Consider the following 15,749-nt stretch of genomic DNA (forward strand, 5'->3'; position numbering starts at 1 on the left):
GTGCCCGCGCACGGCCGAAGTAATCGCCGTCACGGCATCAGGCGGGAAAAAGTTCGGTGACAGTGGGGTGTGCGCAGGATAATTTCCCGAGGCTGCCCTTGCTGGAAGGAACCCCGTATGCATACGGTGTCTTTACGCGAGGTTCTCCCGTGGAGGATGGGGCATGACGGAAATTCTTGTGCAGGTGGGTGCGGGGGACCGGGTTCCTCCGGTGGTCAGGGTGGTGGAGCACCCGGCATGGCCCGTGCTCAAGGATGCCGTGGAGCGGATCCGGCCGTGGCAGTCCAAGGACGGATCGATCGACTTCGAGGCCGAGGGCGCCCCCGAGCGCGCGGACGCCGCACGCGCCGTGCGCCGGATCATCGACGCCGTCGCGGAGCTCTCCCCGCTGCTTCCGCACGACCGCGCCTACCACGAGGCCCTCGTCGAGGACCTGCGCCGCTGGGCCGACGGCGGGTTCGGGGTGCCGGACTTCCTCGACTCGCTGCTGGCGTTCCAGCCCGCCGCGCACCGCGCGGACGGCCTCCAGCACCTGGTCGTCTTCCCGATGTACACGCAGAACGGCAACCCCGACCGCAACCTCGAAGCGGTCGTCCTGCGCATGGTCTGGCCGGACTGGCTGGCCGAGCTGGAGCGCACCCGCTATGACAACCCGCTGTTCTGCGGCATCAAGTTCGAGGACTTCACGGCCGGTTACGACACCAACTCCGCCGTCCTCTTCCCCGAGACGATCGCCGTGCGCGAGGCGCCCGAGCGCTTCTCCTGGGGCGGCATCTTCTGCGACCGTGAGGCCGCCCGCTTCCGCCGCGTGACCGCGGCCGCCGTGGACGTCCTCGGCCTCGAGCTGCCCGAGGACATCGCCGCCATGGTCCACGACCAGAAGCGCTGCGAGGAGGCCTTCGTCCTGTGGGACATGGTCCACGACCGCACCCACAGCCACGGCGACCTGCCTTTCGACCCGTTCATGATCAAGCAGCGCCAGCCGTTCTGGATGTACGGCCTGGAAGAGCTGCGCTGCGACCTCACCGCCTTCAAGGAGGCCGTGAAGCTGGCCGCGGACGGTGTGCCGCAGGCCCGTGACGTGCAGTACGCGGTGCTGTTCGACCGCATGTTCCGCTTCCCGGTCACCGGCGAGCGCGTCCGCAACTACGACGGCCTCGGCGGCCAGCTCCTCTTCGCCTACCTGCACAAGCACGATGTCGTCCGCTGGACCGACAACGAGCTCTCCATCGACTGGGAGCGCGCACCCCAGGTCACCAACCAGCTGTGCGCCGACATCGAGCAGCTGTACCGGGAGGGCATCGACCGCCCCAAGCTCGTCCACTGGTTCAAGGGGTACGAGCTGGTCTCCACCTATCTCGCTCCGCACCCCGGCTCCAAGTGGGCCAAGGGTCCCGACGCCCTGGACCTGACCCTGCCGCCGCGCAAACTCGTCGATGACGTGCTTCCGGACGAGTTTCCCCTGAGCATGTTCTATGAGGCGCTGTCCAAGAAGCTGAAGAACGTGATTGCCTCGACTCGGGGCATCACGGCGGACACCGCCGAGCGGGTCGCCGCGTGAGCGACCGCACCAATAACGCTCAGGAGGCGAAGATCATGGGGAATGGGGCTCTCAGCGGTGCGGTGATCGCGGTGGCCGGTGCGGGCGGACCCGCCGGGCGTGCGGCGCTGCTCAGGCTGGCCGAGGCGGGTGCGACCGTCGTCGGCTCGGACAACGACCCGGAGCGGCTGGCCGAGGCCGTGGACGCGGCCAGCTTCGCGCACGGCGGAGCCACCGTCGTCGGTGACACCGTCGATCTGCTCGACCTCCAGTCCACCCAGGACTGGGCCACGCGTATCGAGAAGGACTTCGGCCGGGTCGACGGCCTGGTCCACCTCGTCGGCGGCTGGCGCGGCAGCGAGACCTTCACCCGGACCAACCTCGACGACTGGGACTTCCTCGAGCTGCTGCTGATCCGCACCGTGCAGCACACCTCCCTCGCCTTCCACGAGGCGCTGCAGCGCAGTGACCGCGGCCGGTACGTCCTGATCAGCGCGGCCGGCGCCAGCAAGCCCACCGCGGGCAACGCCGCCTACGCCGCCGCCAAGGCCGCCGCCGAGGCGTGGACGCTGGCCACGGCCGACTACTTCCGCAAGGCCGGGGGTGAGCAGGGCCCGAACGCGGCGGCTGCGATCCTGGTGGTGAAGGCGCTGGTGCACGACGCGATGCGCGCCGAGCGACCCAACGCGAAGTTCGCGGGCTTCACGGACGTCAAGGACCTGGCCGACGCCGTCGTCGGAGTCTGGGAGAAGCCCGCCGCCGAAGTGAACGGACACCGTCTGTGGCTGACCGAGAAGCCGTGAACCCTCCGAAGACCGACGCCCGTCGCCATCACGATCCGGAGCTCCGCGGTTTCGCCAGCGACAACTACGCCGGGGCCCACCCCGAGGTGCTCGCCGCCCTGGCCCTGGCCAACGGCGGGCACCAGGTCGCGTACGGCGAGGACGTCTACACCGAGAACCTCCAGCGGATCATCCGCAGCCACTTCGGCGCCACCGCGGAGGCCTTCCCCGTCTTCAACGGCACGGGCGCCAACGTCGTCGCGCTCCAGGCGGTCACCGACCGCTGGGGCGCGGTGATCTGCGCCGAGAGCGCACACATCCACGTCGACGAGGGCGGCGCCCCCGAGCGCATGGGCGGCCTGAAGCTGCTCACTGTGCCCACACCCGACGGCAAGCTCACCCCCGAGCTGATCGACCGGCAGGCGTACGGTTGGGACGACGAGCACCGGGCCATGCCGCAGGTCGTCTCGATCGCCCAGAGCACCGAACTCGGCACGGTCTACACGCCGGACGAGATCCGCGCCATCTGCGAGCACGCCCACGCACACGGCATGAAGGTCCACCTCGACGGCTCCCGCCTCGCCAACGCGGCGGCCTCACTCAACATGCCCATGCGGACCTTCACCGACGCGGTCGGCGTCGACCTCCTCTCGCTGGGCGGGACCAAGAACGGCGCGCTGTTCGGCGAGGCGGTCGTCGTCATTAACCAGGACGCCGTCAGCCATATGAAGCACCTGCGCAAGCTGTCCATGCAGCTCGCCTCCAAGATGCGCTTCGTGTCGGTACAGTTGGAGGCGCTGTTCGCCAAGGACCTGTGGCTGCGCAACGCCCGCCACTCCAACGAGATGGCCCAGCGGCTCGCGGAGGGCGTGCGCGCGGTGCACGGCGTCGAACTGCTCTATCCGGTGCAGTCCAACGCCGTGTTCGCGCACCTCCCGCACGATGTGAGCGAGCGCCTGCAGAAGCGGTTCCGCTTCTACTTCTGGGACGAGGCCGCGGGCGACGTCCGCTGGATGTGCGCCTACGACACGACCGAGGAGGACGTGGACGCGTTCGTGGCGGCGCTCAAGGAGGAGATGGCCCGCTGAGGGCCACGCCGTGCGTCAGTTGACGACGATGGCCGTCCTGTTGTTGCGCAGGTTCGGATCGAACCGGCGGATGTCGAGCTCCGGGTCGTCGATGACGGTGGCGACGGTGGTGCGTGCCCCGCGCACCACCCGGTCGATCCGCAACTGGACCTCGATGGTGTAGGACGCCTTGTCGTGCAGGTAGATCGGCGTCCAGCAGAAGTACGTCGTGGCGGCCGGACCCTCCTCGGACGGCGGCAGCACATAGCAGTCCTCCGGCAGCCCGACGACCGTCGTGCCCTCCGGCGCCTGGAACCGCACCGTGCTCACGGCCGCGCCCGCACCGAGCGACGCCACCCACGCCGGGCCGCGGTTGTGCACGGTCACCCCCGCGGTCACGGTGTCACCGACGGCCCCGGTCACCCGGCTGCCGATGAGTTTCAGGTCGGCGGTGTTCCGGGCCTCGAGGATCACGCTGCGTGCGTTGTCCGACAGGTCGAGGTCGTCGTCCCCGGCCGCGGTCACCGGGAGAAGGTCCAGCTCGGCGCCGGTGCCGCGGGTCCACGTCCAGTCGCCGCGGATGTCTTCCAGCCTCTCGTCCGCATACGGCTCGACGGAGTGGTCGAACCGCTCGTAAAGCGCCTTCCGCCCGACGCCCAGCTCGGTCACCAGCGCGTACTCCTGCCCCGGCGCCACCGGTTCGTCCAGCACGCACACCGCCGATGTGCCGGTCTCGTGCTGCCGGTACTCGCAGTTGGAGTGCCGCTCCTCGAACCGCAGGCCGTAGGAGGCGTTGAGCCACAGCAGCGTCCGGTCCACGGCGCGGTTGCCGCTGTTGGCGACCGTCGCCCGCACGCTGGTGTCCGTGCCCGGCCTGAGTCCCCGCTGGTACTCGGCCTGGCTGAGCCCGAGATCCGGTCCGTCGCCGAGGGTGACCAGGGTCTCCGAGGTGTGCGACGTCAGCTCCCCGGCGGTGGCCGTGTAGCGCACGGACCCCGATGCGCTGAGGTCCGCGTCCGGCAGCGCGCGGAGCCCGAGCCGCGCGGCGGTCACGCTCTCCGTCCCGGCCGGCATCTCCGGGAAGGCGCAGCTCGCCTTGACGGCCGACTCGGGCACGCAGTTGTCCGGCCACGACATCTGCGCGAAGGAGGCGATCTCGCTCGCGTCCACGGTCAGCTGCCCGGCCGGAACGCCGTTGTCGAGGTTGTCGTGGGTGATGTCCACAGTGAGCCGGCGCTCAGGCGCGCCGCCGTCCGCGTCCGGCCCCGGCAGCACGGTCTCGGACGGCACGCTGATCCACAACTGGTCGGAAACGGCCTGTGCGGTCCCGGTCCCGGCCACTGCCAGGGCACAGCCGGCGAGCGCCCCCGCGAGAAGGCGGAGCCTCACACGTCGTGTCGGTCTGGTCTGCGTCCGCTTCATCTGTTCCCCCTCGTCGACGGTCTGCCGGTGACCGAGACCGGCGGCGCGGGAGATGGGTTGTGCCGGAGCGAGGGGTTGCGGCGGTCTTCGGCCGTTCTTTCACCGGCAAACCCCGTCGCTGCATAAATATGCACTCAGGGGAAAGTCCATTGACGACCAGGTGGTCGCATTCCTATGCTCTGCGGACATGGAGCTCACTCAGGAAACCCCTGACCTGTCCGCCTATTTGGCTGCCGACGACGTCATCGACCACGACCATCCGCACGTACGGGCGACGGCTGCCCGCCTGGCCGGGAAGGCGCAGGACTCGTATGCCTATGCGCGGCTGGCGTTCGAGTTCGTGCGCGACACCATCCCGCACTCGCAGGACTCCGGCGATCCGCGGGTCACCTGGCGCGCTTCCGATGTCCTGGAACAGGGCACCGGCATCTGCTACGCCAAGGCGCACACCCTCGCGGCGTTGCTACGGGCCGAGGACATCCCGACGGCGTTCTGCTATCAGCGGCTGGCGGACGAGGGCGACGGGCATGTCGTGCACGGTCTGGTCGCTGTCCGGTTCAACGGCGCCTGGCATCGGCAGGATCCCCGGGGCAACAAGCCCGGCGTGGACGCCCAGTTCTCGCTGGACGGTGAGCGGCTGGCGTTCGCGGCCGGGCCCAAGTCCAATGAGGTGGACTATCCAGTGTTGTACGCTGAACCTCACCCGGTCGTACTGAACGCGCTCAAGGCGGCGCGCGACCGGCCGCACCTGTGGCAGACGCTCCCCACCGCACTCTGAGGCAAGGCCGACCATGACTCTCACGCTGACCGTGTCCGACGAGGTGCGCGCCCTCGCGCCCGGCTTCACGCACGTCGCCATCGAGGCGCACGGCCTCGTCAACGGGCCGAGCACCGACGCCAGTTCGGCGCTCCTCGACGACGCGGCCCGGCGGCTCGCCGTACGCCTGGACGGGCGCGCGCCGCACGAGGACCCGCACATGGCGGCCTGGCGGGAGGCCTACACGGCCTTCGGGTCGAAGCCCTCACGCACCCGCAACTCAGCGGAGGCGCTGGCCAAGCGGGCGTTGTCGGAGGCCGGGCTGCCCCGGATCAACGTGCTCGTCGACCTCTACAACGCCATCAGCGTCGCCCACCTGATCCCCGTGGGCGGCGAGGACCTCGACCACATCCAGGGCGGCATGCGTCTCGTCCGCGCCACCGGCGACGAGGACTTCGTGACCGTCGCCGCGGGCGAGGAGGTCGTCGAGCACCCCGACGCCGGCGAGGTCGTATGGTGCGACGAGGCCGGGGTGACCTGCCGCCGCTGGAACTGGCGTCAGGGACCGCGCACCCGGCTCACCGAGGAGACCGTCTCGGCGATCTTCCTGCTGGAGAGCATGGCGCCGATGCCGGTCCCCGACGTCGAGACGGCGGCTGCCGAACTCGCCGAACTGCTGGCCAAGTTCAGCCCCGGCGCGCACATCGAGATCCGTCCCGCCGAACCGGCGCGGGACTGATCCGCCGAGACTTAGACGGTCGGTGTGACGCGCGGTGTCAGCGGGCCTCGGCCGCGCGGACCTCTTCCGGTGTCGGCGCCGTGCCACCGAGGTGCGCCGGCATCCACCAGGTGTCCTGGGCGTCCTTGGGTCGCACGGGGTAGGCGCGCTGCGCCGCTTCGAGGAGCTCCTGCACGGCCTCGCGCAGCTGGCGCGTGATGGCGCCGGCGTATTTGTCGCGGGACGCCTCGATCGCCTCGCCGACCCGGATGGTGATCGGGGTGTGGCTCCGCTTGAAGTTCTTCGGGTGGCCCTTGGTCCACAGCCGCTGCGTGCCCCACACGGCCATCGGGATCAGCGGTACGCCCGCCTCCTGGGCCATTCGCGCGGCGCCCGACTTGAAGGACTTCAGCGTGAACGACTCCGAGATCGTGGCCTCCGGGAAGACCCCGACGATTTCGCCGGAGCGCAGCGAGTCGAGCGCGTGCTGGTACGCCGCCTCACCCTGCTTGCGGTCCACGGGGATGTGCTTCATCCCGCGCATCAGCGGCCCGGAGATCTTGTGCCGGAACACGGACTCCTTGGCCATGAAGCGGACGAGCCGCTTCTGTGGGAGCGCCGCCAGGCCGTCGAAGATGAAGTCCAGGTAGCTGATGTGGTTGCTCACCAGCACGGCGCCGCCCGAGCGCGGAATGTTCTCCGATCCCTTGCAGTCGATCTTCAGGTCCCACGCCTTGAACAATGTGCGGGCGAGACCGACAACGGGGCGGTAGACAAGCTCTGCCATGGACGGGGTGAACCCTTCCTTCTCTGCCAGGGAAAGGGCTCCCGGCGGGAAAGTTACGCAGCCGTAGGTTTACGGCATCTCGCAGATCGTGCCCCAAGAACGCACGGACAGCCAGTGTTGGTTCCTGGGAACTGCGAGATCCTCGTCACGTCGACACCATGATCCACCTCGGGCTTTTACGTCACCTTTACTCCGCGCGTACGGCAACCCTTCGTACGACCAGGTACATCTCGCCGCCCACTAGTACCCGAATGCAGCATTGAGTAACGCGGCGACGTGCACGGCAGGGCGAAGGAATCTTTGGAGTCGCGTGCATGCTGACGAGATGATGAGAGACGACGGACAGCGGCTCGACGCCGCCGAGTTGGGGCGGGATCTCGGCGAGCGCGCCACCCTCGTGCAGTTCTCCAGCGCCTTTTGCGCACCCTGCCGGGCGACCCGGCGGGTCCTCGGTGAGGTGGCGGACATGGTGCCGGGCGTGGCCCACGTCGAGATCGACGCCGAGGCCCGGCTGGAGCTCGTACGCCGACTCGGCATCCTCAAGACCCCGACCGTGCTGGTCCTCGACGCCGACGGTCACGAGGTGCGGCGGGCAACCGGTCAACCGCGCAAGGCGGATGTGATCGCGGCGCTGGGCGAGGCGGTCTGAGTGCGTGAGCCATCTCCCAGGGGGCGAGACGTACTTGACTGCGTGCACCACCTATCGTCAGCCTGACTGTATGCCTTCGGAACTCCTTCTCTTCGGACGGGCGCACATCGACCTCGTCCGTACCGCGAGCGCGCGCTGTCCGGGTCGTTGAACACCCAGAAAACCGACAGGACCGCTGCCGACTCCCTCCAGAAGGACCACTCCATGACGGCCACGCCCGATCTGGTCACCCCTCAACTCGCCACGACCGACCTGTTCCGCTCCGTCTTCCGGCGGCACGCGGCGGGCGTCGCCGTGATCACCGCCCACGGTGACCGGGGCCCGGTCGGCTTCACCGCCACCTCCCTCACCTCGGTCTCCGCCGAACCCCCGCTCGTCTCCTTCGGTATCGGCACCGGCGCCTCCAGTTGGCCCGCGATAGCCGGGGCCGACCATGTCGGGGTGCACATACTCGGCGAGCACCAGCGCGAGCTGGCCGCGACCTTCGCGCGCAGCGGTGCCGACCGCTTCGGCCCGTCCACCGCATGGCGGGAGGGGCCGGAAGGCGTTCCCGTCCTCGACGACGTCCTCGCCTGGCTCGTGTGCCGGGTGCACGCGCGCGTGCCCGCCGGGGATCACCGCGTGGTGCTCGCCGAGGTCGTGCACGGGGACCCCTCGGGACCCGGACGTCCGCTCGTGTACCACCAGGGGCGGTTCACCGCACTGCGTGACTGACCGGGCTCCGGACTCTTCTGCGGGAGCGTCCAGTTCCGGTTACGCTGCGTTGCAAAGGTCACAGTTCAAAGCGCTTGCTTAGCGGGCAGGAACTGGGTGTACTGACGAGTAATATTCCGGTCGGAGCGCAGGCCGCCCCGACCGGGAACGGCCGCTTGGGGCGCCTATGCTGCCTGCAAGTAGGCAGCAGAGAAATGTCGATGCAGTAGGAGAGCCGGCGTGAGCTTGAGGATCGTTGTCACTGTGAAGTACGTGCCCGACGCCACTGGCGACCGGCACTTCGCCGATGACCTGACCGTCGACCGGGACGACGTGGACGGTCTGCTCTCCGAGCTCGACGAGTACGCGGTCGAGCAGGCGCTGCAGATCGCCGAGGACGCCGACGACGCCGAGATCACCGTCCTGACCGTGGGCCCCGAGGACGCCAAGGACGCGCTCCGCAAGGCCCTTTCGATGGGCGCCGACAAGGCGATCCACGTCGAGGACGACGACCTGCACGGCACCGACGCCATCGGCACCTCGCTGGTGCTGGCCAAGGCGATCGAGAAGGCCGGCTACGACCTGGTCATCTCCGGCATGGCCTCCACCGACGGCACCATGGGCGTCGTACCGGCACTGCTCGCCGAGCGTCTGGGCGTCCCGCAGGTCACGCTGCTCTCCGAGGTCTCCGTCGAGGACGGCACCGTGAAGGGGCGCCGGGACGGCGACGCCGCGTCCGAGACGCTGGAGGCTTCCCTCCCGGCAGTCGTGTCGGTCACCGACCAGTCGGGCGAGGCGCGTTACCCGTCCTTCAAGGGCATCATGGCGGCCAAGAAGAAGCCGGTGGAGTCCTGGGACCTGTCCGACCTGGACCTGGAGGCCGAGGAGGTCGGCCTGGAGGGTTCCTACACGGTCGTCGACTCCGCGGCCGAGCGCCCGGCCCGTACGGCGGGCACGATCGTCAAGGACGAGGGCGAGGGCGGCAAGCAGCTCGCTGAGTTCCTCGCGGGCCAGAAGTTCATCTGAGCCCCGATTCGCTGACCGCCCCTCACACTTCGCAAGCAGGAGAGAAGAAGTCCCATGGCTGAAGTTCTCGTCTACGTCGACCACGTGGACGGTGCCGTCCGCAAGCCCACCCTGGAGCTGCTGACGCTGGCCCGCCGCGTCGGCGAGCCCGTCGCCGTCGCCCTGGGCAACGGCGCCGCCGACACCGCCGCCACGCTCGCCGAGCACGGCGCCGTGAAGGTCCTCACCCACGAGGCCGCCGAGTACGCCGACTACCTGGTCGTCCCGAAGGTGGACGCCCTGCAGGCAGCGGTCGAGGCCGTCTCCCCGGCCGCCGTGCTGGTGCCGTCCTCCGCCGAGGGCAAGGAGATCGCCGCCCGGCTGGCGCTGCGCATCGGCTCCGGCATCATCACCGACGCCATCGACCTGGAGGCCGGCGACGAGGGCCCGGTGGCCACGCAGTCGGTGTTCGCCGCCTCCTTCACCACCAAGTCCCGTGTCGCCAAGGGCACCCCGGTCATCACGGTCAAGCCCAACAGCGCCGCCGTGGAGGCCGCCCCGGCGGCGGGCAGCGTCGAGGCGCTCGCCGTGACCTTCTCCGAGAAGGCCACCGGCACCAAGGTCACCGCCCGTACGCCGCGTGAGTCGACCGGCCGCCCGGAGCTGACCGAGGCCGCGATCGTGGTCTCCGGCGGCCGTGGCGTGAACGGCGCGGAGAACTTCGCGGTCATCGAGGCGCTCGCCGACTCCCTCGGCGCGGCCGTCGGTGCCTCGCGTGCCGCCGTCGACGCCGGCTGGTACCCGCACACCAACCAGGTCGGCCAGACCGGCAAGTCGGTCTCGCCGCAGCTGTACATCGCCTCCGGCATCTCCGGCGCCATCCAGCACCGCGCCGGTATGCAGACCTCGAAGACGATCGTGGCGGTCAACAAGGACGCCGAGGCCCCGATCTTCGACCTCGTCGACTACGGCGTCGTCGGCGACCTCTTCGACGTCGTCCCGCAGCTCACCGAGGAGATCAAGACCCGCAAGGGCTGATCCCCCCGACAACTGGCCGCGCTGAACGAGGCCCCCGTGACCGTGCCGACGGTCGCGGGGGCCTCGGCTCATCCCAGGGTCAGCGACGCCTGCACGGGCAGATGGTCGCTCGGGAACTGCCCGTCCATGGCGAAGGTGTTGATCGACGCCTTGTGCGCCGTGACCCCCGGCGTGGTCAGGATCCAGTCGATCCGGTCGCCGTTCGGCGTCAGCGGCCGGTAGCCGTGGAAGGTCGCGTACAGCGGGCCGCGCTCGGCGGCCGTGTCCCAGGTGTCGACGAGACCGGCGTCGAGCAGGGTGTCGTAGACGACGTTCTTGTGGGCGGCCACGTTGAAGTCGCCGGTCGCTATCAAGGGCAGGGAGCGGTCGAGGCCGGTGAGCCGCTGGGCGATGAGTTGGGCGGAGCGCTCGCGCGCGTACTGGCTGGCGTGGTCGAAGTGTGTGTTGAGGACGTAGAACTCCCGTCCGCCGTCGTGCCGGTCGCGGAAGCGGACCCAGGTGACCATCCGGGCGAAGCCCGCGCCCCAGGTGTTCGAGCCGATCACGTCCGGGGTGTCGGAGAGCCAGAAGTGGTCGTACTCGGTGGGCGTGAGGCGTCGCCTGTCGTAGAAGACCGCCATGGACTCGTCCCGGCTGCCGTGCAGGCGGCCGGTGCCGATCCAGTCGTAGTGGCTGCCGAGATCGTTCCCGATGTCGAGCAGCTGGTGGAAGATGCCCTCCTGAGTGCCGATGACGTGCGGGGCCTCGCGGTGCAGCAGTTCGCGCATCACCGGTCTGCGGACGGCCCAGCTGTTGGGCTCGGTGGTGCTGGCGAAGCGCAGGTTGAAGGACATGACCTTCAGGCGACGGCCCGTGGACCGGGATTCGCCCGCCGAGGCGGACGGTCCGGACAGTGCTGTACTGGAGAGCGGAACGGCGACCGCCGCCGCTAACGCGGCCTTCATACCCAGACGGCGCGTGACTCGGCTGTGCTGCGGCACGGGGGCTCCTTCGGTAGGGCTGCCGGACGAGTCGTGCATACGGAAGTGTTCTACCGTCACGTGAGATGGGCGTGAACATGCCGATAGCCCGGAGTGGACCGATACGGAAGTGGTGTTGACCGGCGGGAAGATCCCCGGATAACTTCGTTCTACGGATTGTTGATTCCGTAGAGCGGAAAACAGGAGGCTGTGGGATGGGTCAGGGCCAGCAGGAGCAGGTGGCGACGAGCCTCGCGGGCGCCGTCAGCGAGGAGATCAGCGCCTCTCTCGCGCCGGTCGACGCCGAACTGGAGCGCCGCTATCCCGGCGACCCCGGCACCCGCCAGCCCGTCCACACCGTCTACGTCCCCGCAGACGTCTTCGCCGCCGGCGCCGTCCGCTCCTGGGGCGACCAGGCCCTCACCGCCCTCGACGAACACGCCCCGGACGCCGCCGCCTTCGCCGCCGTCCTCGGCCTCGCGGACGACCTCGCCGAGCCCGTGTACGCGCGCGTGCGCGCCAAGCTGGAACGCGAGCCCATCGAAGACCTGCGCGTCGACTTCGAGGACGGCTACGGCCCGCGCCCGGACGCCGAGGAGGACGAGGCGGCGGCACGCACGGCACGGCTCATCGCTCAGGCCTACGAGAACGGCACGGCGGCGCCGTACATGGGCATCCGCATGAAGTGCATGGAGGCGCCGGTCCGCGACCGGGGCATCCGCACCCTGGACATCTTCCTCACCGGCCTCATGGAGGCGGGCGGGCTGCCCGGCGGGCTGGTCCTGACGCTGCCCAAGGTGACCTACGCCGAGCAGGTCACCGCCATGGTGCGGCTCCTGGAGGCCTTCGAGAAGGCGCGCGGCATCGAGCCCGGCCGGATCGGCTTCGAGATCCAGATCGAGACCAGCCAGTCCATCCTCGCCGCCGACGGCACCGCGACCGTCGCCCGCATGATCCAGGCCGCCGACGGCCGCGCCACCGGACTGCACTACGGCACCTTCGACTACAGCGCCTGCCTCGGCGTCTCCGCCGCCCACCAGGCCAGCGACCACCCGGCCGCCGACCACGCCAAGGCGATCATGCAGGTCGCGGCGGCAGGCACCGGCGTACGCGTGTCGGACGGCTCCACCAACGTCCTCCCGGTCGGTACGACCGAGAAGGTCCACGACGCCTGGCGACTGCACTACGGCCTCACCCGGCGCGCCCTGGCCCGCGCCTACTACCAGGGCTGGGACATGCACCCCGGGCACATCCCGACCCGGTACGCGGCCGTCTTCGCCTTCTACCGCGAGGGCTTCGAGCAGGCCGCGGCCCGCCTCACCCGGTACGCCAACCGGGCGGGCGGCGACGTCATGGACGAGCCCGCCACCGCCAAGGCCCTCAGCGGCTATCTGCTGCGCGGCCTGGACTGCGGCGCGCTGGACATCGCCGAGGTCGCCCGCGCGACCGGGCTGACCCGGGCCGACCTGGAGGGCTTCGCGGCGCCCAGGCGGGCCGATCTCACGGTCTTGGCCAAGTGACGAAGTAGCGGAGCTGTCACAGCCGAGGCCTCCCGGCCGCGTTGTCACTGACGCCCCTTAGTCTGGTCACCACGCATCAGACGTGTCACAGGAACGGGGCGGCGGTGTCTTCGGGGGAGTACGGACAGGCGGACGGGACCGGTCGGCTGCTGGCCGGGCGCTATCGTGCTGTGGCGCAACTCGGGCGCGGCGGCATGGGCGTGGTCTGGAGAGCCGTCGACGAGGTGCTCGGCCGCGAGGTCGCCGTCAAGGAACTGCGCACGTACACCGACGCCGACGGACCCGAACTCGCCGATCTCCGGGTGCGGATGCAGCGTGAGGCCCGCGCCGCGGCCCGGATGCGCCATCCCGGAGTCGTGGCCGTGCACGACGTCGCCGAGGTCGACGGCCGCCCGCTGATCGTCATGGAGCTGGTGGACGGCCCGTCCCTGGACGACGTGCTGCGGGAACACGGCACCATCGACCCGCGCGAGGCGGCCAGGATCGGCGCCAAGGTGATGGACGCGCTGGCCGCCGCCCATCGCGCCGGTGTCCTTCACCGTGACGTGAAGCCCGGCAACATCCTGCTGGAGCGGACCGGCCGAGTCGTCCTCACCGACTTCGGTATCGCCACCATGGAGGACCCGGGCGACGGCTCCGCCACCCACCTCACCCGCAGCGGCGAACTCGTCGGCTCCCTGGACTACTTGGCACCCGAGCGGGCCCAGGGCGCCGACCCCGGCCCGGCCTCCGACGTCTGGGCCCTGGGCGCGACGCTCTACGCGGCCGTCGAGGGCGTCTCGCCCTTCCGCCGTACGTCGACCTACTCCACCCTCACCGCGATCGTCTCCGAACCGCTGCCGGAGCCACGCCGGGCCGGGCACCTGGGCCCCGTCCTCCAACTCCTGCTGGACAAGCGCCCCGAGGGCCGTCCGGAGGCCGACGCGGCGCGGGAGCTGCTCCAGCGGGTGGCGGACGACTCCGGGACGGACGTACCGACGACGATGCTGCGGGGGAGCGGGGAACCCCGGGAGGAGACACAGCGCAGCGTTCCGGCGGTACCGCCGGGGTTCGGGCCGCCGGAGTCCGGTGCGTCGGCGGCACTGGGGGCGGACGGGCCGGGACGGCAGGGGCAGTCGGCGGCACATGGGGCGGGCGCGCCGGGGCGGTCCGGGCAGTCGGCGGCACCGGGGGCGGACGCGCCGGGACGGTCCGGGCAGGACGGACAGGCCGGTTCGCAGACGCCCGTCTTCGGGTCGCCGGCACAGGCGGGTCAGGGGAGACCCGGCTTCGGATCGCTGGAGCGGGCGGATTCGCCGACGCCCGGTTCCGGTTCGCCGGTGCGGGACGGCTCCGGCGTGCCCGGCTCCGCCGCGTCCGCCGCCCAGGCCTCGGCCGCCACCGGCCCCATCCCCGCGTCGCCTCCTTCCCGCCGCAACGGCCGCGTGCTGCTGGCCGCCGCGGCGGTGACCGTCGTCCTCGCGGCCACCGCGGTCACCATCACCCTGCTGAACAACACCGGCGACGCGGAAGCCGGTGCCGGGCCCACGTCCTCCGCCACCACCTCCGCCGGTGCCACGTCCTCGGCGTCCGGCAGTCCCGGTGCCGACCGCTCAGCCTCCGCTCACCCCACGGAGCAGGGGGACGAGAAGAAGCGCACCCCGACGACGCCGCCGCCCGAGAAGGGCGAGGGCGCGTCCGGCGGCCAGGCTTCCACGCCCACGCCGAGCAAGTCCGCCGGCGGCGGCACCACGGAGGGCGGCGGCGGTGCGAACGGCGGGGGCGGCGCGACCACCCCGGCGCCGACGGCCGCCTGCGTGTCCATAGGCGGCGGCAAGTACAACTGCGAGGTCTGGCGCACCGCCACCTCGTATGTCGACGGCACCGAGGTGGGAGTCCTCAACAAGGGCACCAACTATTTCTACTGCCAGTCCAACCTGGGGCGCCGGGAGACCTACGGCGAGTGGACCAACGTCTGGTGGGCCAAGACGGACGACGACAGCGGCAACACGAACGTCTACGTCAGCGACGTCTACATCAGGGGCGGCAACAACGACGAGCCGGTCCCCGGACTCCCGGTCTGCTGAACCGGCAGATACCGCTCCAGCCCCGAGGAAGTCACCAGCTTCTCCTCGCCCAGCAGCCGCGTCCCCGCCGCGCACACCCGCCCGTCGGCACGCGCGCGTGTGCAGAAGTCCTCGGGGGTGACGCCGAACAGCTCCCTCAACCGGGGCGAACCCGTGAGGAGTTCGGTGAGCAGGGCCCGCTGCCCGGGGTGGGTGCGCGGCGCGCCGGTGCCGTTGTGCAGGACGCCGCGGCGATTGACGTAGATGTAGGCGCCTGGCAGCGCGGTGCCGTCGGCCAACTCCACCAGCACCTCCGGCGCGGGCAGCCAGGCGCGGCCGTAGTTGCCGTCCGGCAGCGGCACGCCCTCGCTCGCGTCGACCACCGCGAGCTGCTCGGCGTCCAGCCAGGTGACGAACAACTCCCGCACCCGCCCCGGCGCTTCGAACGGCGACGCGGACACGTACCCCATGCGGCTCACATGCGCGGAGACGCCGATCTCGACGCCCGTGACGCGGGCCTTCACCATCGGGACAGGGGCGCCGATCCCGGACTCGGCCATCTTGTACCGCAGCTGGGCAGGGCAGGCGTTGGAGCCGACCGCGAGGACGGGGACGCGGTCCTGGTACACCAGACGGTCGAGCGGCAGCAGCCGGTCACCGTCCAGGAGGCCGGACTCGCCCGGCCACACACCGGGGTAGTCCAGCGGATGATCGCGCGGAGCCTCGGCCAGGCCCAGCGATTCCAGGGTGCGGTCGTCCACAGGCAC

15 protein-coding genes are annotated in these 15,749 nt (G+C 70.5%); 11 read left to right on the top strand and 4 right to left on the bottom strand.

Features of this window, described 5'->3' with window-relative positions; genetic code table 11:
• Window positions 1–163 precede the first annotated feature (163 nt).
• From KCH48_RS07590 to KCH48_RS07600, 3 genes are read left to right on the top strand one after another with little or no spacing between them, the layout of a single operon-like run.
• Window positions 164–1,561, top strand: a complete 1,398-nt coding sequence (locus KCH48_RS07590) for a DUF6421 family protein (protein WP_210571356.1) — start codon at window positions 164–166, stop codon at window positions 1,559–1,561.
• Between the two features lie 35 nt (window positions 1,562–1,596).
• Complete coding sequence (locus KCH48_RS07595; RefSeq protein ID WP_210571357.1) at window positions 1,597–2,343, top strand: SDR family oxidoreductase; 747 nt, start codon at window positions 1,597–1,599, stop codon at window positions 2,341–2,343.
• The gene (locus KCH48_RS07600) at window positions 2,340–3,410 is read left to right on the top strand and encodes a low specificity L-threonine aldolase (protein ID WP_210571358.1); all 1,071 of its coding nucleotides are present in this window, start codon (window positions 2,340–2,342) and stop codon (window positions 3,408–3,410) included. Before KCH48_RS07595 ends, KCH48_RS07600 begins: the two co-directional genes overlap by 4 nt.
• A gap of 15 nt (window positions 3,411–3,425) precedes the next feature.
• Here KCH48_RS07600 and KCH48_RS07605 read toward each other — a convergent pair whose 3' ends face one another.
• A complete protein-coding gene (locus KCH48_RS07605; protein WP_307840830.1) occupies window positions 3,426–4,778 on the bottom strand; it encodes a hypothetical protein in 1,353 nt (450 codons plus the stop codon).
• A 220-nt stretch (window positions 4,779–4,998) separates the two neighbouring features.
• On the opposite strand from KCH48_RS07605, the gene KCH48_RS07610 reads away from it, so the two are divergent.
• Window positions 4,999–5,589: a transglutaminase family protein gene (locus KCH48_RS07610; RefSeq protein ID WP_210571360.1), complete on the top strand. Its 591-nt coding sequence runs from the start codon at window positions 4,999–5,001 to the stop codon at window positions 5,587–5,589.
• 13 nt (window positions 5,590–5,602) lie between these two features.
• On the top strand, window positions 5,603–6,307 hold the full coding sequence (locus KCH48_RS07615; protein WP_210571361.1) for a B3/4 domain-containing protein: 705 nt from the start codon (window positions 5,603–5,605) through the stop codon (window positions 6,305–6,307).
• 37 nt (window positions 6,308–6,344) lie between these two features.
• On the opposite strand, the gene KCH48_RS07620 is transcribed toward KCH48_RS07615, so the two are convergent.
• A complete protein-coding gene (locus KCH48_RS07620; protein WP_210571362.1) occupies window positions 6,345–7,073 on the bottom strand; it encodes a 1-acyl-sn-glycerol-3-phosphate acyltransferase in 729 nt (242 codons plus the stop codon).
• Between the two features lie 325 nt (window positions 7,074–7,398).
• Between KCH48_RS07620 and KCH48_RS07625 the strand changes: the two genes are divergently transcribed.
• From KCH48_RS07625 to KCH48_RS07640, 4 genes are all read left to right on the top strand, one after another.
• Window positions 7,399–7,722, top strand: coding sequence for a thioredoxin family protein (locus tag KCH48_RS07625; RefSeq protein WP_210571363.1), 324 nt, complete (start codon window positions 7,399–7,401; stop codon window positions 7,720–7,722).
• A gap of 204 nt (window positions 7,723–7,926) precedes the next feature.
• A complete protein-coding gene (locus tag KCH48_RS07630) occupies window positions 7,927–8,436 on the top strand; it encodes a flavin reductase family protein (protein ID WP_210571364.1) in 510 nt (169 codons plus the stop codon).
• A 219-nt stretch (window positions 8,437–8,655) separates the two neighbouring features.
• Window positions 8,656–9,441 carry an electron transfer flavoprotein subunit beta/FixA family protein gene (locus KCH48_RS07635; protein ID WP_210571365.1) on the top strand — a complete coding sequence of 262 codons (786 nt, stop codon included), beginning with the start codon at window positions 8,656–8,658 and terminating at the stop codon, window positions 9,439–9,441.
• A 54-nt stretch (window positions 9,442–9,495) separates the two neighbouring features.
• The gene (locus tag KCH48_RS07640) at window positions 9,496–10,458 is read left to right on the top strand and encodes an electron transfer flavoprotein subunit alpha/FixB family protein (protein WP_210571366.1); all 963 of its coding nucleotides are present in this window, start codon (window positions 9,496–9,498) and stop codon (window positions 10,456–10,458) included.
• Window positions 10,459–10,526: 68 nt separating this feature from the next.
• Here the strand turns inward: KCH48_RS07640 and KCH48_RS07645 are convergent, their stop codons facing one another.
• Window positions 10,527–11,438, bottom strand: a complete 912-nt coding sequence (locus KCH48_RS07645; RefSeq protein WP_210571367.1) for an endonuclease/exonuclease/phosphatase family protein — start codon at window positions 11,436–11,438, stop codon at window positions 10,527–10,529.
• Between the two features lie 194 nt (window positions 11,439–11,632).
• Between KCH48_RS07645 and KCH48_RS07650 the strand changes: the two genes are divergently transcribed.
• Together KCH48_RS07650 and KCH48_RS07655 are read left to right on the top strand one after the other, a co-directional pair.
• Window positions 11,633–12,937, top strand: coding sequence for an aldolase/citrate lyase family protein (locus KCH48_RS07650; protein ID WP_210571368.1), 1,305 nt, complete (start codon window positions 11,633–11,635; stop codon window positions 12,935–12,937).
• Window positions 12,938–13,041: 104 nt separating this feature from the next.
• Window positions 13,042–15,003 carry a serine/threonine-protein kinase gene (locus KCH48_RS07655; RefSeq protein WP_210571369.1) on the top strand — a complete coding sequence of 654 codons (1,962 nt, stop codon included), beginning with the start codon at window positions 13,042–13,044 and terminating at the stop codon, window positions 15,001–15,003.
• Here the strand turns inward: KCH48_RS07655 and KCH48_RS07660 are convergent.
• Window positions 14,949–15,743, bottom strand: coding sequence for a hypothetical protein (locus KCH48_RS07660; RefSeq protein ID WP_210571370.1), 795 nt, complete (start codon window positions 15,741–15,743; stop codon window positions 14,949–14,951). The two genes, KCH48_RS07655 and KCH48_RS07660, sit on opposite strands and share 55 nt — an antisense overlap.
• Between the last annotated feature and the right edge of the window lie 6 nt (window positions 15,744–15,749).

The organism is Streptomyces sp. GESEQ-4 (genome assembly GCF_017948455.1).
GTDB lineage: Bacteria > Actinomycetota > Actinomycetes > Streptomycetales > Streptomycetaceae > Streptomyces.